This is a genomic window from Sulfitobacter pacificus, assembly GCF_030159975.1.
In the GTDB taxonomy this organism is placed as follows: domain Bacteria; phylum Pseudomonadota; class Alphaproteobacteria; order Rhodobacterales; family Rhodobacteraceae; genus Sulfitobacter; species Sulfitobacter pacificus.
This window is the reverse complement of sequence record NZ_BSNL01000001.1, coordinates 340,734-367,650: the sequence shown is the minus strand read 5'-3', so window position 1 is coordinate 367,650 and position 26,917 is coordinate 340,734. Positions and strand designations below refer to the sequence as shown.

16 protein-coding genes are annotated in these 26,917 nt (G+C 56.7%); 13 read left to right on the top strand and 3 right to left on the bottom strand.

The genetic code is table 11. The annotated features are described in order from the left end of the window. Positions 1–212: 212 nt before the first annotated feature. From QQL78_RS01840 to QQL78_RS01800, 9 genes are all read left to right on the top strand, one after another. A complete protein-coding gene (locus tag QQL78_RS01840) occupies positions 213–1,961 on the top strand; it encodes a bifunctional helix-turn-helix transcriptional regulator/alpha/beta hydrolase (RefSeq protein ID WP_284369990.1) in 1,749 nt (582 codons plus the stop codon). A gap of 253 nt (positions 1,962–2,214) precedes the next feature. Next, positions 2,215–3,786, top strand: coding sequence for an ABC transporter substrate-binding protein (locus tag QQL78_RS01835; RefSeq protein WP_284369988.1), 1,572 nt, complete (start codon positions 2,215–2,217; stop codon positions 3,784–3,786). Positions 3,787–3,808: 22 nt separating this feature from the next. Then, on the top strand, positions 3,809–4,783 hold the full coding sequence (locus QQL78_RS01830) for an ABC transporter permease (RefSeq protein WP_284369986.1): 975 nt from the start codon (positions 3,809–3,811) through the stop codon (positions 4,781–4,783). Then, on the top strand, positions 4,780–5,685 hold the full coding sequence (locus tag QQL78_RS01825; RefSeq protein WP_284369984.1) for an ABC transporter permease: 906 nt from the start codon (positions 4,780–4,782) through the stop codon (positions 5,683–5,685). The genes QQL78_RS01830 and QQL78_RS01825 overlap by 4 nt, the downstream gene beginning before the upstream one ends. Continuing rightward, positions 5,686–7,368, top strand: a complete 1,683-nt coding sequence (locus tag QQL78_RS01820; protein ID WP_284369982.1) for a dipeptide ABC transporter ATP-binding protein — start codon at positions 5,686–5,688, stop codon at positions 7,366–7,368. It begins immediately after the preceding gene. A 241-nt stretch (positions 7,369–7,609) separates the two neighbouring features. Further along, positions 7,610–8,611 (top strand): PAS domain-containing protein, encoded by a 1,002-nt coding sequence (locus QQL78_RS01815; protein ID WP_284369981.1) that lies wholly within the window; start codon positions 7,610–7,612, stop codon positions 8,609–8,611. Between the two features lie 75 nt (positions 8,612–8,686). Continuing rightward, entirely contained in the window at positions 8,687–10,327 is a 1,641-nt protein-coding gene (locus tag QQL78_RS01810) for an FAD/NAD(P)-binding protein (protein WP_284369978.1), read from the top strand. A 162-nt stretch (positions 10,328–10,489) separates the two neighbouring features. Then, entirely contained in the window at positions 10,490–11,725 is a 1,236-nt protein-coding gene (locus QQL78_RS01805; protein WP_284369976.1) for a putative DNA modification/repair radical SAM protein, read from the top strand. Then, entirely contained in the window at positions 11,725–13,146 is a 1,422-nt protein-coding gene (locus QQL78_RS01800; RefSeq protein ID WP_284369974.1) for a UdgX family uracil-DNA binding protein, read from the top strand. Before QQL78_RS01805 ends, QQL78_RS01800 begins: the two co-directional genes overlap by 1 nt. A 170-nt stretch (positions 13,147–13,316) precedes the next feature. Here QQL78_RS01800 and QQL78_RS01795 read toward each other — a convergent pair whose 3' ends face one another. The 3 genes from QQL78_RS01795 to QQL78_RS01785 are packed head-to-tail and all read right to left on the bottom strand — an operon-like array spanning position 13,317 to position 18,150. Beyond that, positions 13,317–16,439: an efflux RND transporter permease subunit gene (locus QQL78_RS01795; RefSeq protein ID WP_284369972.1), complete on the bottom strand. Its 3,123-nt coding sequence runs from the start codon at positions 16,437–16,439 to the stop codon at positions 13,317–13,319. Then, on the bottom strand, positions 16,439–17,641 hold the full coding sequence (locus QQL78_RS01790) for an efflux RND transporter periplasmic adaptor subunit (RefSeq protein WP_284369970.1): 1,203 nt from the start codon (positions 17,639–17,641) through the stop codon (positions 16,439–16,441). The genes QQL78_RS01795 and QQL78_RS01790 overlap by 1 nt, the downstream gene beginning before the upstream one ends. A 38-nt stretch (positions 17,642–17,679) precedes the next feature. Beyond that, positions 17,680–18,150, bottom strand: a complete 471-nt coding sequence (locus QQL78_RS01785) for a GbsR/MarR family transcriptional regulator (RefSeq protein WP_284369968.1) — start codon at positions 18,148–18,150, stop codon at positions 17,680–17,682. Positions 18,151–18,435: 285 nt separating this feature from the next. Here QQL78_RS01785 and QQL78_RS01780 point away from each other — a divergent pair, with 285 nt between their 5' ends. From QQL78_RS01780 to QQL78_RS01765, 4 genes are all read left to right on the top strand, one after another. After that, the gene (locus tag QQL78_RS01780; RefSeq protein ID WP_348540744.1) at positions 18,436–19,590 is read left to right on the top strand and encodes an ABC transporter substrate-binding protein; all 1,155 of its coding nucleotides are present in this window, start codon (positions 18,436–18,438) and stop codon (positions 19,588–19,590) included. 88 nt (positions 19,591–19,678) lie between these two features. After that, positions 19,679–22,471 (top strand): methyl-accepting chemotaxis protein, encoded by a 2,793-nt coding sequence (locus QQL78_RS01775; protein ID WP_284369964.1) that lies wholly within the window; start codon positions 19,679–19,681, stop codon positions 22,469–22,471. A gap of 428 nt (positions 22,472–22,899) precedes the next feature. After that, positions 22,900–24,102: a hypothetical protein gene (locus QQL78_RS01770; protein WP_284369962.1), complete on the top strand. Its 1,203-nt coding sequence runs from the start codon at positions 22,900–22,902 to the stop codon at positions 24,100–24,102. A gap of 14 nt (positions 24,103–24,116) precedes the next feature. Next, on the top strand, positions 24,117–26,906 hold the full coding sequence (locus QQL78_RS01765) for a hypothetical protein (protein WP_284369960.1): 2,790 nt from the start codon (positions 24,117–24,119) through the stop codon (positions 26,904–26,906). The last annotated feature ends 11 nt before the right edge of the window (positions 26,907–26,917 follow it).

Here is a 26,917-nt window from a genome sequence, read left to right as displayed (position 1 = left end):
CAAAACCGTAAAACTCTGTCTTCAATTTTGCGTGCTCGCTTTCTCAGGTCAAACCCATAGCGCCGCCATGGTCTGCCAAAGGCATCCAATTTCAACTTTTTCCAGAGGTTAGAGCGCGCTATACCTCAAATTGGGTATATGCCCCGAAGAAACGCTTCAACCATAGCGATCAAGGTCTTGTCCAGATGCCCGACAGAGTAACGGAAACACCCATGGAAAATGACGACGAGACGGAAAGAAAGACGCTGGAACTCGTTGAAAGCATTTATAGAATTGCCCTGGAACCGCACACCTATGATTCCTTCATGGGGCGATGGGATGCGTTTGTCCAAGATCGCCTCAGCGCACTTGACCTGTTGCGCAGCGAAGCGGGCACCATGGAAACCTCTGAGATAGCCACGCATTTTGAAATTGCCGAGCGCCTGCTTGAACAGACCCGTACGGTGGGTGAGGCACAAGCGCCGGCACCCGAAACCAAGACCGCATCAGGCCCTGACCCGCAATTTCTGATCGACAGTTCTGGGGTGGTTGTGTGGTCCAATGCAGCCGCGGCCAGAACCTTTCAGTTGAAGCGGACAACCCGCTTTGACGATCTGGGGCTGCCAGACCGCTACCACACGGCGCTTGCACAACGCGTTGCGGCCCTTGGCACGGAAGCAGAACACGGCGATCCGCCACTCATCTTCCAAATGCCGGCTGTAGCTGCCTCTGACGGATTGGTTGTCGGGGATATGGTTCATCTTCAGGCGCAACGGCTCCACGAAAAACTGGGCAGTGATCTGCTGCTGGTCGGGCCATTGGTCGCGCATTGGCCACCCTCCATGCCCGGCCTTCTGATGAAGACCTACGGCCTTAGCCAGTCCGAGTGTGAGATTTGTGAACTGCTCAGCCGTGCACACCGTCCCAAGGATGTGGCTTCCTATCGAAAAAGTTCGATTGCGACGGTGCGTACCCAGATCAAGTCGTTGTTGGTAAAAACCGGATGCGGATCGCAAACCGAACTCGTGCGGTTGTTGCATCTGCTGATGCGCGTCGCAGAAAACCACGGCCCTTCCCGGCCTGCCGCGCCTATTTCCCAAGGGAAAATGACAACGATCCTTCTGGACAGTGGCATTTTGATGCCCGTGGAGGTGCATGGACCTGCCAATGGGAAACCCGTGATATTTCTGCACGGCATGCTGGACGGTGCCAACCTGACTTTGCAACTGCGAGAAACCCTCGCTCTTCGGGGGTTCCGTTTTATCTGCCCAACACGGCCCTGGTTTGGCGATGCAGAGCCTGATTACGGCCCCATGGACACTGCGCCTGCGCGCATTGGAACAGACCTGCGGGAAATGTGCGAAAAATTGGGAATACGAAATGCCATAGTTTTGGGCCATATGGCCGGGTCTGTTTATGCTTTTGCCAGCGCTGCAAAAGCACCGGAACATATCGATGCCATTGTGAGTGTTTCGGGCGGCGTACCCATCGTTTCCAGATCGCAGTTTGCAGATATGTCTCATCGCCAGCGTATCGTGGCTTATACCGCGCGCTATACGCCAAGCTTGCTGCCCTTTGTCGTGCGCGCCGGTATCAATCAGATCAACAGCGGTGGTACAGAGCGTTTTATGCAATCTCTTTATGCCGATGCACCAATTGACATGCAGGTATTGGCCGACCCTGAAGTGTCCCGTATTGTGCTGGAAGGGTACAAATTCGCAACTCGTCAGGGTCATTCCGCGTTTGAGATCGACAGTTATCAGGTAGTACGTGACTGGTCGCATCTGGTGGCCGGATCGGACGTTCCCGTCAAACTGATACATGGCGCACATGACCCTGTTGTAAGCGCGAAATCCGTACGGGATTTTGCAAGGCACTTGGGCAACCGGGCATCGTTGGAGATTTTCGAGGACGCAGGCCAATTGTTGCTGCACCAATTCCCCGAACGCGTTCTGGACGCACTTGCAGAGGTGAGCCCATAGCTATCTATTCTCAACGCGGTAGCGGCAAGTTTGACAAAGACGCCCGCCGCAGGCCGCAATTGACCTATCCGGCCAAAGGGAGCTTGCGCATTGAATTGACGGGCATGCATAAACAAGCAGGACCTGAGATGTGCCTGCCTTGGCGGCAACGCTAACCTGCCCTTCGGTTTCATCAGGCTGCTATTGCCCATGCCGCTTTCGCATGGTTGAGTACGCCCAAAGACGGGGCCGCGTTAATCCAATGGAGAGAAAAATGAGAACATTGAAATCAGCTGTACTCGGAGGCATGCTGAGCCTGACGGCGATGGGTGTATCCGCAGAGACATTTCGCTGGGCTTCGACAACCGATCCACAAACCATGGACCCACATGCGGTAAACTCGGCTCCTGTTCTGTCGTTTCTCAACAACGTGTACGAAGGGCTTGTGCGCCGTGGAAAGGACATGTCCATCGAAGCCTCACTGGCGACATCATGGGAACCGCTGGACGGCGAAAATGGTTGGCGCTTCACCCTGCGCGAAGGTGTGACATTCCAAGACGGCTCTGCATTCACATCTGAAGATGTGATGTTTTCTTACCAACGTGCGTCCAGCGAAGCCGCCGATGTCCGTTCATGGTTCGCGCCGGTCACAGAGGTGCGCGTTGTAGATGACTACACGATTGATTTTGTCACCTCTGCCCCCAACCCGCTGTTTCCCGATTCAATCGCGAACTTCATGATCCTCGACAAAAGCTGGTCCGAGGCAAATGATGCGGCCCTGCCGGCACGGGACGCAGAAAACTTTGCAACGATGAACGTCAACGGCACAGGGCCGTTCACCTTGGCCAGCCGCGATCCTGGCGTACGCACCACCCTGACCCCCAATGCAAACTGGTGGGATGAGGTGGATCACAATATCTCCGAAGCCGTCTTTACCCCTATCGGTAACTCCGCGACGGGTCTTGCGGCGCTCTTGTCAGGTGAGATTGATTTCATCCAGCCGATCCCTTTGCAGGATATCGCTCAGGTTGAAGGTCGTGATGGATTCAAGGTTCTTGAAGGTGAAGAGACACGCGTGATCATGTTTGGCTTTGGCCATGAACACGATGCGTTGCTTTACTCATCCGACGTGACTGACGCCAATCCCTTCACCGACCCGCGCGTACGTCTGGCCGCAGCCCATGCGCTTGACATGGCGTCGATTGACCGGGTGTTGTTCCGTGGCAAAATCGAAGCAGCAAGCCAACTGGTACCCGCCGGGATTTCTGGCTTCTCAGAAAGCAACGCAGATCGCCCGGCCTTTGACCCAGCGCGTGCGAAAGAGCTGCTGTCAGAAGCGGGCTATCCGGATGGGTTCTCCTTTGGTCTGAAGTGTACCAATGACCGCTATATCAACGATGAGGCCCTGTGCCGGGCGGCGGCATCCATGTTTGCGGCCGTTGGCCTGAACGCGGAGCTTAGCACCGGTCCTGTACGCGACTACTGGCCACAGCTGCGCGAAGACGACTTTGATATGTATCTGCTGGGCTGGTCACCGGGCACATTCGATATGGAGCACCCGATCCGGTTCCTGCTGCACAGCCAAGACGATGAGCGCAAATTGGGTTCATGGAACTTCGGGAACTACTCCAACGCGCGCGTTGATGAATTGCTGCCGCAAATCCAGCAAGAAATCGATCTTGCTGCACGTCAGTCCATGATCGATGAGGTTGTCGCGATCACGCAGGATGAGGTTGCCTATATTCCGCTCTATACACAGCCATTGATCTGGGCGGCCAAAGAAAACGTCGACCTGACACAACGTGCAGATAACTTCTTTCTGTTGCGCTGGGTAACAGTGAACTGATCCAAAAACAGGCAAAAAGGTAATGGTTTATTTTATCTTGAAACGGATGGTTCAATCCGTATTCGTGATGCTGGCCGTCGCCTTTTTGGCCTTTTCCCTGTTCCGCTTTGTGGGCGATCCGATCACCCAGATGACGGGGGTGGAAACCTCTGTCACGGATCAGGAGCGGTTGCGCGAAGAGTTGGGATTGAACGATCCTTTTGTTTATCAGTTCGCCCGTTTCACCGGCGATATGCTGAGGGGTGATTTCGGCTTTTCCTACCGCACCCGCCAACCGGTGGCTGAAATGATCGCCAGCCGGATTCCCGCGACCCTGGAATTGGGCTTGGTCGCGTTGATCATATCGCTTCTCGTTGGTGTCCCTACCGGCGTCTATACGGCGCTAAGGCCGCGCGGCGTGCTGACGCAAACCATTTTGATGACCACCCTCGTGGGGGTATCGATCCCGACTTTTGTGATTGGGATCATGCTTATCTTTATCTTTGGGGTGCAATTGGGATGGCTTCCCACTTTCGGGCGCGGTGGCACGGTACAGATCAGCGGTTGGGAAAGCTCTCTGTTCACAATCGACGGGTGGCGTGCATTGTTGCTGCCTGCAATCACGCTTGGTGTTTATCAACTGACCCTGACCATGCGACTGGTCCGCGCAGAGATGATGGAGGTCATGCGCTCCGATTATATACGCTTTGCCATGGCCCGCGGTGTGCCAATGCGCAGCCTTCACTACAAACATGCCCTCGCAAATACCATGGTACCTGTGATCACGATCATCGGGTTGCAGTTTGGTGGTGTCATCGCCTTTTCCATCGTCACGGAAAGCGTGTTCCAATGGCCGGGTATGGGGCTGTTATTCCTTGAATCTATCCGCTTCGTCGATATCCCCGTGATGGGTGTCTACCTTGTGGTGATCGCGTTTTTCTTTGTCTTGGTGAACCTTATCGTTGATCTGCTCTATGTGGCGATTGATCCGCGCCTGAGGATAAGGGACGTTTCATGACCGCCTTTCTGAAAAAATATGAAGGGCTTTGGCTGTTCGTTCACTCGCCCGCAGCCATGATCGCGGCGGTCGTAGCAGCCCTGATCATCATAGGTGCTGTCTTTGCGCCCTGGATTGCGCTGGTGAACCCTTATGATCTGGCGTCCTTCAGCCTGTTCGACGGGTTGTTACCCCCCGTCTGGCTAGAGGGCGCGAACCCCAAATACCTGTTGGGCACCGATGATCAGGGCCGCGACATGATCTCATCAATCTTGTACGGCGCGCGCCTGTCGCTCGTCATCGGCTTGTCTGCCTTGACCATTGCTGCGGTTCTTGGCGTGGGATTGGGTCTTGCTGCGGGATATTACGGCGGGCGCTTTGATGCCGTCGTCATGCGTATTGCTGATGTGCAATTGGCGTTGCCCGCGATCCTGACCGCGTTGCTGATCGACGGTATCGCGCGGGGAATTCTGCCTGCGGCCATTCAACAAGACCTGCGTGTTGCGGTGTTAACATTGGCCATCGCACTATCACTTTGGGTGAACTTTGCGCGCACCGCCCGTGCCTCCACCTTCGTGCAGATGAACAAGGAATATGTGCAGGCCGCGATCATGATGGGTCAACATCCATTGCGTGTCATGTTCATACATATCCTGCCCAATATTCTTGGGCCACTTCTGGTGATTATGACGGTTGATCTGGCTTCGGCCATTCTGCTCGAAGCGACGCTGTCGTTTCTGGGTATCGGCCTGCCCGCTGACAGCCCCAGCCTTGGGACATTGATCCGCATAGGTATGCAATTTCTACTGTCCGGCGAATGGTGGATCCTTTGGATTCCGACTTTGTTCTTGGTGGCCTTGGTGGTCTCGATCAACATCCTTGGCGATTTCCTGCGTGACATCTTTAACCCGAGGTTGCGCTAGATGCTGACGATCAAGGACCTAACCGTAAAATTCCCGTCCCGCTTTGGCGATTTCACTGCCATTCAAGATGTCGATATGACGATTAAGCCCGGTGAAATTCACGGGCTGGTGGGCGAAAGCGGCGCGGGTAAATCGACCGTTGGCGCAGCCGTGATCGGGTTGCTGCAAGCACCGGGCTATGTGGCGAACGGCCAGTTGACGCTGGGTGACACCAATTTGCGCGAATTGACACCAGCACAGGCACATGATCTGCGTGGCGACCGTATTTCGATGATCTTTCAAGATCCTCAAACCAGCCTGAACCCATTGATGACGGTTGAGGATCAATTGATCGAGACCATTCAGGCCCATGCGGATGTAAGCGAAAAGGCGGCACGCAAACGAGCCGTTGATTTGCTTGAAGAGATCGGGATCAAGAACGCAGCCCAACGGATCAAAGCCTACCCACATCAGTTTTCCGGTGGCATGCGGCAGCGCGTGGTCATTGCGCTGGCCATCAGCACAGACCCCGAATTGATCATCGCGGATGAGCCGACCACAGCATTGGACGTCGCTGTGCAATCGCAGGTGCTGGATCTGATCCAACGGCTGGCGAAAGAACGCCAAATCGCATTTATGTTGATCACGCATGATATTGGGGTCATCGCCCAAGTTGCCGACCGTGTTACTGTCATGCGCAAGGGGCAAGTGATAGAAACCGGCGATACGGCTCAGGTACTGGGTGCCCCTCAACATCCCTATACACAAGCCCTGATGGATGCGGTGCCGCCGCTGGATCGTAAGATCGACCGGTTTCGTGTTCCCGCAGAGGATGACACCGCGCCAAGCCAAGGTAACGCCGCAGAGCAATGGCTGCTTGAAGGACAACAACACGACCTGACAGGGCTTTCATTACAGAACCTGACTGTCCGGTTCGCAAGCCCGCGCACATCTCTGTTTCACAAGCCGCCCCCCTATGTGGCTTTGGACGACGTCACATTGAACATCAAACCCGGCTCAATCATGGGGCTGGTCGGTGAAAGCGGGTCGGGAAAATCCACCTTGGCCAAGGCAATCACGGGATTGGTGACCCCCAGCAGTGGCGCGATGATGCTGGGCGACACAGAGCTGCCTTTCGGGAAATCCCGCAGCCGTCATCACCCATCGCGACAGCTGGTTCAAATGGTGTTTCAGGACCCCTATTCAAGCCTGAATTCCCGTCACCGGATCGGGGCGATCCTGACCGAACCATTGTGGTTTTACGGTTTTGTTAAAGACGCGCGTGAACGCGAAAAACTGGCAGCGTCAATGCTGGCCCTTGTCGGCATGCAGCCTGACGCAATCACCAAATACCCACATCAGTTTTCTGGCGGTCAACGCCAACGTATTGCAGTGGCCCGCGCCTTGCTGGCGCGCCCACGGTTCCTGATCTGCGATGAACCTACTTCGGCTTTGGATGTATCCATTCAAGCGGAAATCCTGAATCTGTTGAAAGATCTCCAAGCCAAGTTCGGTCTGACAGTCCTTTTCATCAGCCACAACCTTGCCGTGGTACGCCAAATGGCAGATGAGACTGCGGTGCTACGCAATGGCAAGATTGAAGAAATCGGTGATACGCACACGCTCTACACCGCACCGCAGGCAGCCTATACCAAATCGCTGCTGGAATTGACGCCAGTGATGCCAACCTCCTGGACGCGCTGATCCTGCGATCAAACTCAAGGGGCAGATCGTGTTCCGGCGACTTTGAGGTGCACTACAATGCGCGTAAATGCAAACAAGCGCACCTGAGGACGGATCGTCGTCATCGATGCGCCTTACATCAGCTGCAAAAGCCGCCTGCCGCTCCATTTCGTGAAGTTGTCCTTTAGGCGCTGGGATCCGTTTACGTGAATGCATAAGCGGCTTATACATCGTTAAGAATTCAACAAGGGTTGGAACTGACTTGAACATTGTAAAAAGCAAGGCGCGTTGGGATCTTAAGAATGACAGAGCCATCGCCGAAGCCGTGCGGCACGCCCGTATCCCCCTGTGCGTTTCCGACCCCAATATTGCGGATAATCCGATTGTGTTTGCAAATGACGCATTCATGACACTGACCGGATACACCCCGGAAGAGGTGATCGGAAAAAACTGCCGTATCCTTCAAGGGGCCGGGACAACACCGGAAAGCGTCAACGCCATCCGCCGCGCCATTGAAGGACAGAAGGTCGAGACTGTTGAAATCCTGAACTATCGCAAGGATGGCTCCAGCTTTCTCAATGCGCTGCAACTTGGCCCGATTTTGGATGATGACGGGCGGTTGATTTACTTCTTCGGCTCGCAGCTTGATATCAGCGAGAAACGCGAGGCAGAGAGAAAAGCCAGAGAGCTTGCCGAGGCCGAGTTGATTCACAGGCTTCGCAATATCGTGAATGTGATGGCCGTGGTGATCGAGATGACGGCCCATGAGGAAGAAGACCCTCAGGCCCTGAGTACCACCATGGTTGAACGGCTGCGGGCCTTGAGTGATGCCCATCTGCGCACCATTGGGCAAGCGGATGAAAAGGCAATTGTCCAGACAGCAGAATTGATCACGACAATTGTAAGCGCCTATGCCCCCAAGGGTGCATCACAGTTTAAACTTGCCGGGGATGAAACGGCCATCCCACCGCATCTGCTATCCTGTATCGCGCTGACGTTGCATGAGCTCGCAACCAATTCCGTGAAACATGGTGCCTTGGGCGCGCGGGACGGCGTGATCGAGGTCGCATGGCAGACCACCATGACTGACGGTGATGCCTGTCTCTCACTCCAGTGGCAGGAAAGGAACGGCCCCAGCGTTGTGAAACCTGCCCAACAAAGCGGCTCAAGGATCATCAATGATCTGATTGAAGCAGCAGGTGGTTCGCTTGAACTTGAGTGGCACAAGGAGGGCCTGATCGCCCGCGCAGTCTTGCCGATCTGAGCGGGGGAAATCAGCTGTCAGAAAATCCGCCCCAGCTCCAAATCTATGCCACGCTTTTGCCGTTAGGACCCCGGAATGTCACCCAATAGTTCAAGCCGCCTGGCGGTCATAGGTTTTGGTCCGCGCGGTTTGGGGGCACTTGAGGCGCTTTATGCTGAAACCCGCGACCACGCTACACAAGTCACCGTGGATATCTTTGATCCTTTTGACTGGCCCGCCGCGGGACCGAATTTTGCGCCAGACCAAAGCGCCCATTGCATTCTGAACATTCCCATTCGGGCATTGGACATCGACCCGCCAAGCTATCTGGCGGATCTCATCCCCCCTTTCGCCGATTGGTCATCCACGCCCTATCAGCCAGATGATTTTCCCCCGCGCTCGGATCTGGGGGCATATCTTCATGCACGGTTCAAAGCGCTTTGTGCGGCGGTTGAGGGGCGGTTCGAAATCACCCATACGAAAACCGCGATCAACGGCCTGACCGACACCGCCACCGGTTGGTGGCTGGAAGCGGACGGTCAGCAATACGGACCCTATGATGAGATATTGTTGGCGCAGGGGCAGCCCGCGACCAGCCCGGATCCGCAACGCGCCCGCTGGGCGGCCTATGCAGCGGATCACAAGCTGACGCTGACCTCTGCCTATCCTGCAAATGGTCTGTTGCAAGCCGCCAGGGATTGGCAGGGGAAAACCGTCGCCATACGCGGTCTTGGCCTTTCGACGCTGGATGTGGTGCGCCTGTTGACATGGGGGCTTGGCGGGCAGTTTGAAGACGGCAAATACTCCCCCTCTGGTCGCGAACCACACAGGATCCTGCCCTTTTCGCTTGATGGCATGCCGCCTGCAGCCAAGCCGGCAACGGGGGCGGTTGATGGCCAGTATGACCCTACTGCCGAAGAAACCCGCGCCTTCGTGGCGGCGTTAAACGACACATTGTCCCAACAGCCGGACGCGGCGCTGCAAACGGTTTGCGCGGCGCTGGTCGCCCCTGCGGTCCGTATCCTTACCGCGCTGGGTGCGGCAAAAACCAAAGTGGATGTTCAACGATGGCTGGCGGCTGAACGGGACGCTCCCGGTACCCAGGAAGACCAACCCGCCACCGCCGCCCTGAAGGCGGCAATTGAGATGGCGCATGGTCGGGTGGCCCCGAATGTCGGCTATGTGATCGGGCAACTCTGGCGCAAGTGGCAGAACCCGCTGCGCAGCGGGGTGAACGCTGTTCGGCATACTCCGCTGACCGCTGCGGCTTTGACTGGGTTTGACGAAGGTTTGAAGCGCTACAGTTACGGGCCGCCCGTGTCAGCGGCGGAGGAGCTGCTTACCCTGATAGAATGCGGGCTTGTCAGCCTTTGCACAGCGGATGATCCTGCGGTGCTGCTGGAACCAACGGGTTGGCGGCTGATCGAAGGAGAGGATGGGCTGCTGGCACCGGTGATGATTGACGCGGTTCTGGCAAACCCGGACCTTGAGCAGATCAGCGACCCATTGATCGTGACCTGCATGTCTGAGGGGCGGATCCGGCATATCGCAGATGGATTGGGCGCACATACCCTGCCTGATGGTCAGTTGGCCAACCGCGAGGGCGTGGGGCAAATCGGCATTTCACTGCTGGGCCGGCTGGCTTTGGGCAGTGTCATTGCGCCGGACTCCCTGCATGATTGTTTCGGATCATCCACAATACGATGGGCCAAAGGGTTCGCCGAGAGGCGGTTTTAGGGCCAGCGCTTGCCGGGCGGGAGCGTCCGAATGCCCCCTGCTTCACCGTACCCAACACACCAGCAACACGACGGGACGTGATCACAGGAATGTGTGGAAATTCGCGCCACAGGACAGCGCTTGATCTTGGCACAACACAATCAAGAACATATAGTGAACACTATGGTTCAAAAAACGCTAAATCGAAAACTTGCGATCCTCAGCGACGCGGCAAAATATGACGCCTCCTGCGCCTCTTCCGGTTCCTCCAAACGAGATTCCCGCGATGGCAAAGGGTTGGGATCAAATGACGGTGCCGGCATCTGCCATGCCTATGCCCCGGACGGGCGCTGCATCAGTTTGCTGAAAATCCTGATGACCAATTTTTGCATCTACGATTGCAGCTATTGCATCAATCGGGTGTCCTCCAATGTGGAGCGCGCAAGATTTACGGTGGATGAGGTGGTGAAGCTGACCATCGAATTTTACCGGCGCAATTATATTGAAGGGCTGTTTTTATCCTCGGGTGTGATCCGCTCGCCTGATGACACGATGGCCGAAATGGTGCTGATCGCCAGAAAGCTGCGCGAAGAGGAGAATTTTCGCGGCTATATCCATCTGAAAACCATCCCGGATGCGGCACCGGAACTGATCGCACAGGCAGGGCTGTTGGCGGACCGTCTGTCGATCAATGTGGAACTGCCCACCGATGCCGCCGTGTCGCAATATGCGCCCGAAAAAAAGCCAGAACAGATCCGGCGCGCCATGGCCGATGTGCGGTTGCGCAAGGATGCAGCCAAGGAAAAATCCCATACTGGCAGGCGGCCACCACGTTTTGCCCCCGCCGGGCAGTCGACACAGATGATCATCGGCGCGGATGGGTCCAATGATGCGGCTGTTCTGGGGCAGTCAACGCGGCTTTATTCCAGTTACAAGCTGAAGCGGGTGTATTATTCCGCCTTCTCGCCGATCCCGGACAGTTCGGCCAAGCTGCCGCTGATCCGCCCGCCGCTTGAACGGGAGCATCGGTTGTATCAGGCGGATTGGTTGCTGCGGTTTTATGATTTTCGGCTGGATGAAATCACTTCAGTGACCAAAGACGGGAACCTTGATCTTGAGGTGGATCCGAAACTGGCATGGGCGCTGGTCCATCGCAGTGTTTTTCCGCTTGATGTAAACCGTGCCAGTAAAGAGATGTTGTTGCGCGTGCCCGGTTTCGGGGTCAAGACCGTGAACCGCATTCTGACCACGCGCCGCCACCGCGCGTTGCGTTATGAGGATATTGCCCGCATGGGCGGGTCAATGAAAAGGGCGCGGGCGTTTATCGTGGCGGACGGATGGTCGCCCGGTGCCCTGACCGACAGTGCAGACCTGCGTGCCCGGTTCACCCCGCCGCCAAAGCAGCTGACCCTGTTCTGATGCATCACGTCATCATCCCGGAGATCGACGCCGCCACCGTCTGGCGTGACAAGGCACGCGGGTTTCTGGCGGCCGGTGTTGCGCCAAGCCGGATCATCTGGGGCGACACGACCAGCGCGGCGGATCTTTTTGCCCTGGAACAGGACACCCCGCCGCAATCCGCCATCACCGTGCCACGCAGCTTTGTCGCCATGGCAAACACGGTGGTCTGGCACAATGATCCCGAACGCTTTGCCCGGCTCTATGCGTTCTTGTGGCGGTTGCGCGACGCGCCCCATTTGATGGCAGATCGCGGCGATGCGGATCTGGCGCACCTGCGGCAGATGGAAAAGAATGTGCGCCGCTGTCAGCACAAGATGAAAGCCTTTGTGCGGTTTCGTGAAATCAGCAGAGAGGGCGCAAACCGGCGTTCCTTTGCGGCATGGTTCGAACCGACACATCATACCGTAGAGCCGACCGCAGATTTTTTTGTCCGCCGGTTCGCTGATATGGACTGGCGTATTCTAACACCGCGCATCTCTGCCGTTTTTGAGGGCGGGCAGTTGACGATCCAGGCCGGACAGCCCAAGCCCGATCTGCCCAAAGACGCCAGTGAAGAGCTGTGGATCACCTATTTCCGTAATATCTTCAATCCGGCACGGGTAAAGCTGCAAGCGATGCAATCGGAGATGCCCAAGAAGTATTGGAAGAACATGCCGGAAGCGGCGGCGATCCCGGATATGATTGCCAATGCCCCGGCCCGTGCGCGCGCGATGGCTTTGGCCGCCCCCTCCCTGCCCCCCAGACATATGCCAAATGCGCAGGCACAGCTGGCGCAATGCCCATCGGCATGGGATGGTCCAGAGGCTACATTGCCCGCAGCAATTACCGCCTGCACCCGCTGCCCATTGCATCAAAGGGCCACCCAAGCGGTCCTTGGCGAAGGGCCGCTGGATGCTGATCTGATGATTGTGGGGGAGCAACCCGGCGATCAGGAGGATCTGGCCGGTCGCCCCTTTGTCGGCCCCGCAGGCCAACTGTTTGACAGGCTCGCAGCAGCGGTAGCACTGAACCGCAGTAAGGCCTATGTCACCAATGCAGTGAAACACTTCAAGTTTCAGCCCAAAGGCAGGCGGCGCATCCATCAACGTCCGAACACTGCCGAGATTGACCATTGCAAATGGTGGCTGGAGGCGGAGCTGGCGCAGGTCAAACCCAGACTGGTCGTCGCCATGGGCGCGACGGCGGCGCAGGCGCTGACCGGCAAGGGCACAGAAATCATGGCCCGGCGCGGCAGGATTGAAACCGGTTTGTCCGGCCTGCCCATCCTGATCACACTGCATCCATCCTATGTGCTGCGCCATCCCGATGCCGACGGGCGGATCGCGGCGGAAGCGCTGTTGCAGCAGGATTTGCAGGCGGCTGCGGCCTATCTTGGGTGATATACCTGAAGGGCGACCTGCCGGTTTGTGGCACGGAGGCCATGAGGTTTGCTGACGTCTTTGACCCGCGCCCCAGCACAAGCTGCCCGACTGCGGCGGCACACTTCCCAAGCGCCGCAGACCAATAGAAGCCTCTTACGTGGAAGGTGTAGCCGCATCCAAGAGGCCGGTCACACTACTGGTTCTGGCACGATTGCACGCTGGCTTCTGCGGCCTTCGCCCAGCATCAGCATGGCGGGTGTAACGATCAGCGTCAGAATCGTGGCAATCACCAATCCACCGGCAATGGCAGAGGACAGTTCTGTCCACCACTGGGTAGAGGGCGCGCCATAGACGATCTCACGGGTAAAGAAATTCAGGTTCACCCCAATAACCATCGGCATCAGCCCCAGCGCGGTTGTCACCGATGTCAGGATCACCGGACGCAGGCGTTGGGCACCGGTGCGCAGTGCCGCTTCCAGCGGGGCCTGCCCGGATTTCTTGAGGTCATTATAGGTGTCGATCAGAACAATATTGTTGTTCACCACGATACCCGCCAGGGCAATCACCCCAATCCCGCCCATGACCACACCAAAGGGGCGGCCCGTGATCAGCAGCCCCAGCAAGACACCAGCAATGGAGAACACGATGGCGCTCATCACGATAAAGGCCTGAAAGAAGTTGTTGAACTGGATCACAAGGATCACAAACATCATAAAGACCGCCGCGACAAAGGCGCTGGCAAGAAAGATCATGCTTTCGGCCTGATCCTCTGCCTCGCCCGCGAAGCTAAAGTTCACACCTTCCGGCAGTTCGGCGGCATTCAGCGCGGTGGTCAGCGCGATAACCTGATCATTGACCAGCAAGCCGGGGGCGACATTTGCCTCCACAGTCGTGACGCGTTTTTCGTCGATGCGGCGGATCACGCCGGTGCGCTCGGAAGGGGCGAAGGTCACGAAGTTGGAGATCGGCACCAGACCGGAGGTGGTCGGCACCCGCAGCCCGGCCAGTTCCGCCAGTGAACGCTCTTCACGCGGGAAGCGCACGCGAATATCCAGCGATCCATCAACGTCATCGGGGCGGTAGTCCGCCACCGTGATGCCTTGGGTCAGCAATTGCACCGCCTGCCCGAGAAGGCTGACATCTGCCCCAAAACGCGCCGCCTCTGCGCGGTTCACAAGGATCGACACCTCAACTCCCGGCACAGGGCGGGTATCAGTGATATCGGTGAACCCGCCCACACGGTCCATGATATCGCGGATCTGCTGAACGGCCTGCCCCTGCACCGCCGGATTGCGGGCGGTGATTTCAAGGTTAACCGGCTTGCCCGCGGTTGGCCCGCCACTTTCCGTCTGGACCTGCACGTCAATGCCCGCAATATCCGCGACGCTGGAGCGGATGTCCTCGCCGATTTCGGCGGCGGTGCGGCGGGTGTCCCAGGGGGTCAGCTCCAATTGCAGGGTGCCGATGGTTTCCTCATCCCCCTGCCCCGCGCTCATCATAGAACGGGCGTAGATGCTGGCGATTTCGTCATATCCAAGGATGCGCTCCTCGACCGCGCGCACCAATGCGTCCCGCTCGAAGATCGAAAAATTATCACGCGCCCGCACCTGAACCTGCATAAAGTCAGGCTCAACAGAGGGGAAAAAGCTGACGCCTTTGCCAAAGGCCCCATAGATGCTGAAGCCCCCCAACAGCAGCGCCACCGCCAGCAAAAGGGTGGCCCCGGGACGAAGGATCGCCCATTGCAACAGCCGCACATAGCCGCCGGTAAAACCGGTCATGTCGCGCGGATCACCAAATTCTGCCGCATGCAATTGCGCCTTGGCCTTGGCGGTCTGGGGCTGACGTTTGCCGATCAACCCACCAACAACGGGAATGAATATCAAGGCCATAAACAGCGAGGCAAACAGCGTCAGGATCACAGTGATGGGCAGGAACTTCATAAACTCCCCCACCATGCCGGTCCAGAACAACAACGGGAAAAAGACGCTGAGCGTGGTCGCCGTAGAGGCAATAATAGGCCACGCCATGCGTTTCGCCGCAAAGGCATAGGCCTCTTTCGGGGGCACCCCCTCTTGCAGTTTGCGGTCCGCCAGTTCGGTTGTGACAATGGCCCCGTCCACCAGCATGCCGACCACAAGGATCAGCGAGAACAGGACAACGATGTTCATCGTGTATCCCATGCTCCAGAGTGCGATCACACCAGCAAGAAAGGCACCGGGAATCGACAAACCCACAAGGATCGCAGAGCGGCTGCCAAGCGCGAGAACAATTACGATCATCACAAGGATCACGGCGGCGATCACATTTGCCTCCAGATCATTCAACATGTCTTTGACCTGTTTGCTTTGATCCTGAAGATAGGTGATCTGAACGCTTTCAGGCCAGTCAACACGCATCTCTTCAACCAAGGCTTTGACCTCCGCCACAGTATCAATGATGTTCGCACCGGAGCGTTTGGTAACCTCAAGTGCCAAGGCGGGCTGGCCGTTGATGCGGGCAAATGAATCTGGATCCTCAAAAGTGCGCCGGATCGTGGCCACATCGCCAAAGGTAACCACCGCATTGCCACGCACTTTGACGGGCATTGCCATGACATCCTCAAGATCCTCGATCAGGCCGGGCACCTTCAACACAATCCGCCCCGAGCCGGTCTCAATCGCCCCCGCCGCAATCAGGCGGTTGTTGCGCTGGATCTGGCCGATCAGCTCGTCAAAAGACAGGTTGTAGGTTTGGAACACCGTGGGGTCGATCAACACCTCCAGAAACTCGAACCGCTGACCGCCGATGTCAGCCTCCAGCACCCCCTCAAGGCCTTCGATTTCCTCCTGAAGCCGTTCGGCCAATGTGTTCAGCGTACGCTCTGGCACCGGGCCGGACAGAATGGCCGTGATGATCGGAAACAGGGCAGTGTTGATTTCGGTAATGTTGACGTCATGCGCATCTTCGGGCAGCTCGGATTCCACACGGTCCACCGCCTCGCGCACCTTATCCAGCGCCTCGTCATTGTCGCCACCGGGCATGAATTCAAGCTGGATACTGGCAAACCCTTCGGCAGCATCGGATTTCATACTGTCCAACCCTGCGATAGAGGCAAACTCCGTCTCCATCGGTTCAAGCAGCAATCGTTCTGCATCCGAAGGGCTGATGCCATCAAGCCCGGTTGAGACATAGAACAGCGGCAGCGGCACTTCGGGGTTGGCTTCTTTCGGGATCGATACATAGGCAAAAGCGCCAACGGTCAGCACCATCACAAGAGCCATGACCACAACACGCGAGCGGGAAAAAGCCGCGTTGATAATGGTGTCCATTATTTCTGCTCCTGCGCGGCGGGGGCCACAACTTCGCCCTCACTGACATAGCCCTGCCCCACGGTGATCACATCCACGCTTTCTGGCAGGCCGGTGACCCAGATGCCGTCAATCTGCGCGCGCACCACTTCGATCGGGAAAAATTCAACCTGATTATCGGCATCCACAGTTTTGATCCCCAGCGTGCCTTCAGTGTTCAATGAGACAATCGAAGCCGATAGAAAATGCGCGGTGGTTTCTCCGGTAGGGATCACAACCTCTGCCGAGATGCCCGCAGGGATGGCGCCGTCTTCATTGGGCACTTCAACCTCGGCCAGAAAGGTACGTGTTTCAGATGCCGCCGAGGTGCCGACAAAGGTAACCGCGCCTTCGCGCTCTTCTCCGGTGATGAATTTAACGGTCGCTGACTGACCAACGGCGATGCGCACCAGTGACTGCTGCGGCACCTGAATGGCAACCGTCAGCGGCGTGGTATCAACCAGACGTCCGACTTCTGTACCGGCTGAAACAAACTCCCCCGCATCCAGATCAAGGGTTTCAATCCGCCCCGCAAAAGGTGCGGTGATGGTCAGCGCCTTTGCATCCTGCTCTACCGCAGTGACCTGCGCCTGCGCAGAGGCCAGCGCAGCACGCGCCTGCGTCACGCGATCAACAGTTGCAACACCGCGTTCAAGCAATTGTTCCGCATTGTCGAATTCACGCTGGGCACGTGCCAGTTCCTCAGCCGCACGTCGGCTGTCTGCGACGTTATTCGCCGGATCAAACCGCGCGATCACAGCGCCGGCATCCACGTCTTGCCCTTTTGACACCAGAACCTCGGCAATATCGCCGGAAATCTCTGCACGCATTAAGGTGTCGCGATCCGGCAGGGCTTGCCCCTCCGCCTGATAAAATTGGGTTACCGATTCCGCCACGGATGTGCTTACCGCAACGGCCAAGGGTTCAAGCTCTTGACGCGTCGTTGCCGCAACTTTTTCTTGAGAGGGAAAGATAAAGCCACTGCCCATCCAGCCGACAATCGCAATCACCAATGCACCTGCCATCCAGGTTGAGCGGGACGCGCCCGCGTCATCCGCAAAGGTAAGCGCGCGCCGGGGGGTATCCGTCTGACCATTTTCTTCGGCAAGCTCTTGCACGGGTGCCCCGTTCTGCGCTTCGGCTGGCGTGTCTTGCGCAGTCTCTTTTGCAGTATCTTTTGTCATTGCTCTGATCCTCTGGGGCGTTTTCGGTACTAGCCTGTTTAACGGGTTGGCTTGGCGGTCACTTCATCAAGAGCGACCGCAACAGCCGCGTCCAGAGAGGCATAAAAGTCGGCATAGGCTGCCAACCGATTTACAGCATCTGCCGCCGGTGGCAGATTTTTGATGGTTTGGGCGATCTCGTCTCTGGTCGCCTGCGTGCGCTTCTGAATGCCCGTCAACATGGTTGCATAGGGGTTTTCGGCCAGTTGGAAAAAATCCTGCCGTTCGCCGGGCTTTGCCATACGCTTGACCAATCCGCGCTCTTCCAGAATACGAATGCTCGTGCTGATGCTGGCCCGGCTGACCTGAAGGCGCGTTGCAATCTCGGTGAATGAGACCATTTCGCCATCGAACATCAACATACCAAAGATCCGCCCCGCGATACGCGGCAGGCCCTCGGCCTGGGAAATCAGGCCGGTTTTCTCAATAAAATCGCTTCTGACTGAAGCAAATGTTGGCTCGACCGGCACATGGTACCCCTTTTTCCTTGGCGCCAGTACCTGCTCCGCATGGCACGTGTCAAATATATTCAGTTTTAACTGAACAAAACTCCACCCTGTCTGACGGGGCACGTGTAGCCCGAACCAATGCAGGCCATCCCGCCTTCGTCACAGCTAGATAAAGATTGAAACGAACTGCGCGAATTCAATGCTGTCTGGTGAAAAAACTACGCGTTTTTTGTCAGCGGATTAACAAAGCCAAAACCAATGGGAAATACAGTCGGGCGTTAGTCAATCAGTCTGGGATCAATTATGATGTTACGTTCACTTCTTACTGCGGGCCTTACGGCGACGATATTTTCCGGCACCTCTCTGGCTGCCGAACAAGGGGTCACAGAGACCACCGTCAGCTTTGTTCAGGTAGCGGCCCTTGAAGGTCCAGCGGCGGCACTGGGCCAAGGGATGCGGCAGGGGCTGATGGCAGCATTTGAGGAAGCCAACCGCGCGGGTGGCGTGCATGGGCGTACAATCAGCCTAGAGGCGATGGACGATAGTTATGAACCGAACAAATCAATTGATCAGGTCCGTGCCGCCATCGCCTCGGATGGCTATCTGGCATTGATCGGACCGGTCGGCACACCCACCACCAAAGCGACCCAACCTATAGCGACTGAAGCCGGGATGCCCATGGTTGCACCGTTTACCGGTGCGGGTTTCCTGAGGAATCCACAGTTGCGCAATGTGACAAACCTACGGGCCACCTATGATGCGGAAACCCAGGCTTGGATCGACCATCTGGTGGATGTTGAAGGGATCACAGACATTGCAATCCTGTATCAGGATGACGGGTTTGGCCGGGTTGGGCTGTCCGGTGTGAAAGAGGCTCTGGACGCCCGCGGCATGTCCCTGGTTGCCGAGGGTACCTATACCCGAAACACCGTTGCTGTGAAATCCGCCCTTCTGGAAATTCGCAAGGCCAAACCGCAGGCCGTGGTGATGGTCGGCGCATATAAGCCTTTGGCCGAATTTGTAAAACTGGCAAAGAAGATGAAGATGGATCCGACTTTCATGACGATTTCCTTTGTTGGTTCCAAGGCTTTCGCGGCGGAGCTGGGCGCGGATGGTGACGGCGTGATCGTCAGCCAGGTGGTCCCCCAACCCTGGGATAACTCCCTGCCGATTGTGGCCGAATATCAGGCGGCGCTTTCCGCATTTGATGCAAATGCCGAACCGGGGTTTGTCTCCTTGGAGGGGTATGTTGCCGGCCGTCTTGCCATTGCGGGATTAAATGCAGCCGGTGCAGATTTAACACGACAGGGGTTTATGGATGCGATGAACGGTCTGGGGAAGATCGACCTGGGAGGTATGACCCTGAATTTCGGACCGAATGACAATCAGGGATCAGATGATGTTTTCCTGACCCGTATCCGCTCTGACGGCAGCTTTGATCCCATCAGCGCGGGCAGCTGAGCACCAGAGGGACACCATTACAAGTGCCCCTGTCCTCTGCCGGCAAATCGCGGGTAATCCGTCGCTTAATGTTAAAACGGGCATTAAAATGATATCTCGACTTTCGCATACTTTGGGATCAGTCATCGTCCGGCTTGGACTGATCTTTGGCGCATTGGCCGCAATGACAACCGCCGCTATTGTCGTGGCCTGGATGGTCTTTCAATCCATCGCGAGCAATATGGCGGTTCTGTCCGATACCCACCTGCCGGAATTGCAGGAAAGTGCCAAGGTTGTCGCCACCACGGATGCGGTCAGGAATATTCTGTTGGAGGTTTTAATCGCCGAGTCCACCGCGGAATTGGACCAGCTCTCGGTCAGGATGCAGGCTACCCTCGCCGCACTACGACAGAACATCGGGACCGACGAACCCGCCGCAGATGAAGCGATGGCGACATTGGTGGAAGACGTTGAGAAAAGTCTGGGCGATCTGACCGCAGCCCGCAAAGAAGCATTGCTCAGCCGAACCTCCGTGGCGGAAAAAATCAAAGAGGCGCTGAACCTTGCAACAGGTGCCGCAGATCTTCTTGCCACGGCTTCTGACGAGGCTTTTGCGGAATTGGTCAAAGGCGGGGACAACACCATCGGGTCGGTGGACGCCAGCCTTACACAGCTGATCGAAAGTGACTTTGCGCTTTATCAATCCACCCTTGCCGTCCACTCTAAAATGAACCTGTTGTCCGGTCTTGCTCTCAGCCGGACCCAGACCACCGATGGTTCGATCCGCACGATTCTGGCAGACCTTGCAACCGCTGCGGACAAACACCTGCGGGACTTGCTGGGGCAATTGGCCGGGGCGGAACCAACCCGTAATCTGGCCGAAAGCCTCAAGATCACACAGGCCGAGCTGATGAAAACCTTTCGAAACACCGGTAGGTCCACGCGGCCCACTACCATTCTGGCATTGCGTCAGGCGGCTGATGCCGATCTCACTGCGGCGCTGGACGACATCTATTTTGAATTGGTCATCAAGAGTGAAGACACGAAAGCGGCCAATCAGGACGCGATTAAGGTTTTGCTGGATGAACAGGTCATGGGCATTCGACAGCAGGCTGCGTTGAACGCCTCGACGAAATCGCTTGTCTCAGCGATTTTGCAGGTGGCCCTGTCTCGCGACACCAACGAGCTTGACCTGAACGCCGCTGCATTGAAACGCTCCACCTCCCGGCTGGCAACAGCAATGGATGGCGCGGCACCGAACATCCAGAAAATCCTAAAAGAAATCATGGCGATGTCAGATCCTCAAAAGGGGATCCTGTTCACAAGAGCCGCTGCCATCGCGGCAAACCAACGGGCCTTTCAAGCCACGCAAAGGGCAACCCAAGCTGTTGGCCAGATTGCAACCGCCGTTTCAGATGGTGCCCTTAAGGCCCGTTCCCATATCGAGAGCAGTGCGGCCATCCTCAACAAGCAGGTTCACACCGCGCAGGAGAGGATCAAGATCATCAGCCTGATCAGCGGTATCATCGTGCTGATCGCGCCCTGCATGATCTGGTGGATGATCACTCGCCCGCTGAACCGTGTAACGAAAGTGACGGAACGTCTTGCCCGGGGCGACCTTTCGCAGATTACCGAGTTGCACCAACAACATGGCGAAATCGGCCGCTTGGCGCAGGCCTTGCATATCTTTCGACAAGGCGCGCTGGAGCGGATCCAGTTGCAGACAGATGAAAAACGAAATCAGGAAGAGAGACTGGCCGCAGAACGCAGCGCGGAACAAGCCAAACGCGACGCAGAACAGCAGGCACGTGATCTGGAAGCGGCGCGCGCAAAAGAGGATCGGGATCGCGAAGCCAGAACCTTTGCCCGCGAGGAGGAAGCCCGCCTTAAGGAAGAAAAGGAACGCGACCTGCGGGCGAAAGAACAGGCGCTTGTTGTGTCAGAACTTGCCGATGGTTTGAACCGCTTGTCCAAGGGCGATCTTTCCCTTGTCATCGAGACGGCGTTTCCACCAAGCTATGAAGGGCTGCGCAAGGATTACAACACGGCCATCCTGAGCCTGTCCGAGATTATTGAAAACATCGGTCTTTGCGCAGATACCATTGATCAAAGCAGCGCCGAAATCACCGCCGCCTCCTTGGATCTTGCCACCCGGACCGAAAAGGCCGCAACCACGCTTGAGCAAACCTCAACCGCGCTGAATGCGATTACCACCGGTGTTTCCGCTGCGGCGAAAGGGGCCTCAAGTGCTGCGCGAGATGCCAATGAAGTTAACGAAAAAACAGAGCAAAGCCGCAAGGTAATGACCGATGCCGTTCAGGCGATGCGCGAGATTGAAGGCTCCTCCAGCGAGATTGGCAAGATTGTTGGCGTTATCGATGCGATTGCATTCCAGACCAACCTGCTTGCCCTGAATGCCGGTGTTGAGGCGGCGCGTGCAGGTGAAGCCGGGGCAGGATTTGCGGTCGTGGCCTCTGAGGTACGCCAATTGGCCCATCGCAGTTCCGAGGCTGCGGATCAGATCAAATCACTGGTTTCGCTATCGACCACTCAGGTCGAAACCGGCGTGACCTTGTTGGCGGAGAACAGCAATTGGCTGGACTGGAATCTGAACGAGATATCGAAGATGGCCCAAATCATGACCGAAATCGCCTCGTCTTCCGATCAGCAATCACGCGGCCTGTCAGACATCAACCGCTCTGTCGAAGAGCTGGACGGCAACACGCAGAAAAACGCGGCAATGTTTGAGGAAACCACTGCGGCGAACCAATCACTGACGGAGCAGGCCAGGCAGCTGATCAGCATGGTTTCCGGATTTTCAACAGCAGCGCCGGCGAATGGAGAAAACCAATCTGATCAATCGAGGTTCTCTCCTGAACCGGAGGAAGAACGGGCCGCCTAGGGCCGTGTTTGAACGGCTAGTTGGTCACAGGTCAATGGATCTCCTGCTTTACCCTTCTACTGAAAATACGCTCAGAAGCCCCATTTCGTTCTTGTCCAAACGGGAAGCGATGGCGGCTTGTGGTCGTTGGTTGCCCCCAAGGATATCTGCGGGAACTGGCACGGCACGCAAAAGATCACGCCAAAAAGGAAACCAGAGCAAACTTGACTTGAGAGCGGATGCCGGGCTTAGTTGACCTAGCGGCAAATTACGGTCGCTGTTCAAATCCAGCTAGGAGACCCGGAGTGTCGGAATTTTCCGTTGAGGGCGCCGAATTAAAAAAACTTTTAAAACTTTCACGTGCGGCACCTATTTCATTTGCCTATTGCCCCGGATCCAAGGTCGAAACCGATCTTTTCGGGCTTCATCGTAGAAAACCAGCCGCCGTTATGGCGAAATCGTTGCGTGCATCCGGCGATGGTTCGAAAGTCGCCTTTGGCACCGCGCAGATGGATGGCAAGGTCGTTTCACTGCAATGCGAAAAGGCGATGCCGGCGCTGGCCAAAAAGGTCAAAAAATTCCTGAAGCTGAACAAGCTGTCCAAGAATATTCGTATTCTGGACATGGACGGGAACGTCACTGAAGAAGATATCGAGGATCTGCCGGACGATCCTGATGATGACGATATCGCCGCAACAGCCGCCCCAACGGAAGCCGAGCAGCCAGCGGTTGCCACACCAGACCCCGCACCCGCGGCGGAACCTGCGGCGGTGCCCTCTGATACAGATGACACCGGCGACGCGTTGAAACAACTTGCGGCCCGAGCAAAGGCCCTGCAACCGCGGATCACAGCCGTGCCCAGCCCCACGGGCGACAAGCTGCGGCAGGCTTTTGCAACGGCTGTTGTACACCTCAAGGAGGGAAAGCTCGACGCAGCCGGTAAAACGCTGGATACACTTGATCAAGTGCTTGCCCGCTTGTCCGGAACGGGCGATGCCAGCGCCGCAGCGGCACCGGCCGCCGATGCAGAAGCTGCGCAAAAGCCGAAAGGCGATCCCGCAACCCTGAAAAAGCTACAGGAAGCCGCAGCACAGCTTGCGCCAAAGGTCAAAGCTTTGCCAGCCGGTGAACACAGTGCAGATCTGACCAAGCAGTTGCGTGAGGTGATTGGCCATATTCGCGATGGTGCGGTGGATCCCGCCCTCGCCGGGTTGCGCGCCATCCAACAGGGGCTGAAGGCCGCGCCCGCCGAACCGGAAGGCACAGCGCCCGATGCGGATCCTCTGACCATCTGGAACGCAGCAAAAGAAGCGACGGATGGGGCAATTTCGGCGCTGCAAAGTAAAATCCGTCAAATCCCCGACCCCGATCTGGAACGGATTGCTGAAATGGGTCTGAACGGGATCACGCAAGGCAACCAGACCGCTTTGATGAAACATCTGATGGAGTTCCGGCAGGTTGATGCGGCCGGTCGCCCTAAAGCGGCGGCAGCCTTGCAAGCACAGTGCAAAGAGTATCGCGCCTTCTTGGCCGACAGCGAGCTGATCACCCTTTGCGAACAAAACCCGTTCGGCGTGACCGTCGATCTGCGCACACAACTGGGCAAGGCACTGGATGAAATTGACCGTGCTGCCGCCGCAGTCGCCGCCTGATCGGAGAGAACATCATGACAAAAACACCGAACCTTGTGCTGGACACGCCGGTTGACGACTGGGTTACCGCCTTCAACCGCGCGCGCGGTTGGAAAAGGCTGCGGGGCAGGAACGAGTCGCGTCCCGATGCAAAAAACCTGCGCGCTTCGCCCAAGCGGCAACTGCAAGAAGATCGCGCCTTTGCCCTGAACGGCGATCGCTCTTCCCTGTTGCGCGATGTCATTGCCAATCAGGAAGACAGGCTGCAAGCGCTTGACGCTGCGATTGCCAACCCGCAACCGGATGCCGACATCGACGCATTGACGCTTGAACGCGAGGCATTGGCCCAAGAGCATGGTAGAGACAAAGCCGACCTTGCCATCGTTGATCGGGTCGACGCCCATGTTGCGCAACTGCGCGCGGTGGAGGGGCATCTGCGGGGTGATCTGCGGGACGTTCGCACTGAAATCCGCAGGCTGGAGGAAGCTGCGCCTGTTGATCTGAACGTCCTGGACCAGGATCTGCTGGCCCAGTTCCGCCAACAACATGTCATGGTGCAGGGTAATGTAGAACGGGCGCGTGCAGAGATCATGAAGATCACCTCTGCAAGTGATGGAAAGACGCTTAGCTATGCCATTATCAACGGGACGGAATACAAAATTCTGTTCGGCATGCTGGAACAGGCAATCCTGCTGGCCGGGTCTGGCGATCTGGCCGCCGCAACACAGCGTGTCGCCGAAACCCAAACCCAGTTAATTGCCTTCCGCACAGCCAGAACAGGGGCCAGCACCCTGCCCACGCTGGTCAATGAATATGGGGATCTCGACGGCCCGATGAACGAGGTCGAAGGGCAGATTTCCCTATTGCGTGACAAGGGCATGCCCACGGCGGCAGATCAATTTGGTTTCCGACTGGAAGCCTTGTCGGTCGCCATCAAACAGGCGGTCGCTACCAATGCCCCCGACCTGCGGGATACCTTTTTGAAAGAGGTAACCGACCTGAGCCAAGAAACCATTGAGGCACGCAATATTGCCTTGCAGGTGCTGCAACTCTGGGCCGACATTCGAACCGACATCGCGACATTACGAGCCAACGGACATCGGGTGCGCCCGGAAAGATGTCAACGCAAGCTGGATGAAAGCATACGTTTGGCGGAGGTGCAGGCCCACATGCCGCTGGTGCTGGAAGACGTGCGCGAGGTGGCTGATTACGTTCGGACACGTCTGGATCGCGCAAAGGATCAAGATCTAAGACGGGCCAACCTTGACCCGGAAGAGTTGCAGAGCACGCTGGAAGCGCTTGATACCCGCTATGAAGACTTTTTCAAAAGGACCCGCAGCGGCGAAATCGCCACGCAGAGAGATACGAAATCCGGCCAGCAGAAGGGCAAGAAGAAGAACAGCAAGCTGCCCCGTGGCGCATTGGAGGAGATAGAGCTTCAGATGCTGGCCGCCAGACAGCTGATCGAAAGTGACTCTGTTGACGCGTTGAAAACCGCGGATGAATATCTTGAAGGTGTCGCAAACTTTATCGCAGCCATTGAGCAAGACCCAAACATCTATGTTCATCTGGAAAAGGGTTTCACCGATGTCGAAAAAAGTATCGCCAAGACCAAAAAACTCTATCCGCTGTATGAACCCGGCCGTTTGTTGGATTTTACGGCAGAGTTAGACGCATTGCGCGCCAGCCATCTGACCCGCCTTCAAGAAAAGGTAACGCGGGACACGGAGGAGCTGCATGAACGGGTCATGCAGTTCCGGGCGGAAATGCTTGAATTGCAGACGCTCAAGCGGGCTCTGGTGACGCAAGCCGATGGTGTTGACAAGATTATTAAGAAGATCGGCGAACGGCTGAAGAAAGATGAGACAGGTATCATTCAGTTTGATGGCTACTATGGGCCGGAAATTGCACGCATGGCTACGATCCGCGACCAGATCGCTGAACGTTCGCCCGCGTCTCTGCGACAGGCGGCAGCAGGGTTAGTTGAAATCAATGGCAACCTGGGCTGGCTTCTGTCCCTGCTTGAAAAGCGGAAGGCCGGCAACGATCTGGATGAGACCGAAAGTGAATATGTGCAGGGGCTGATCGGGGTCGCGCGATCCGGTCAGTTGGATCACGACGCGAATGAGGCGAAGAAAAGCGACTTCAATAGTGGTATCTCAGATCTGACGCGCAAGCTGAGTGAAACAAAACAGCTTCTGGAACACCTTAAGGGGGATCCCAGCGAGATCACCAGCCTTGAGGCAGAGCGCGATGGTCTGGAAGCAGAGACCAAGAAATCCGGCAGCTACATCGACGGCTTGGGCAAGTTGGAAGGGCTTAACAGCCGCGCGGCTCAAATTGCCGATGATGCGCGCAAGGCCAGCGAAATACTGGACGGTGATCTGGCGACAGCAGCCAGCAACTGCGCAAATGCAATCCAGTTGTTCACGCTTAAACTTGGAACATTTGTTGAAGATATTATTGAACCCGTAGGTGAAACAGATCAGGGCAACCAGCTTGCGATGCCCCCCTTTGACGCGGCCAGCATCAACGGCTTTTTCACCAAACTGCAAAGCTCACTGCAGAAAGTGAACGTTGCCGAAATGAGCACGCAATCTGGACATGTGGCTGACCGAAGCAGGAGCCTTTCAGATCGCAAGATTGCCCGGAAAACCGCCTTGCAGGAACTGCGTAAACTGATGGCACTGTTTGACAGTTTTGCGCCGATGCAACATTTCCGCAGCCACCCCTTTGCCAAGGCAGAAGCGTCTGAGCGGCTTGTGACAGCCCGCCAAGCCCTGCCCCGATTGGAAATGCGGCTTTTGACTGCAATCAAAGATTAACCGAGCGGAGT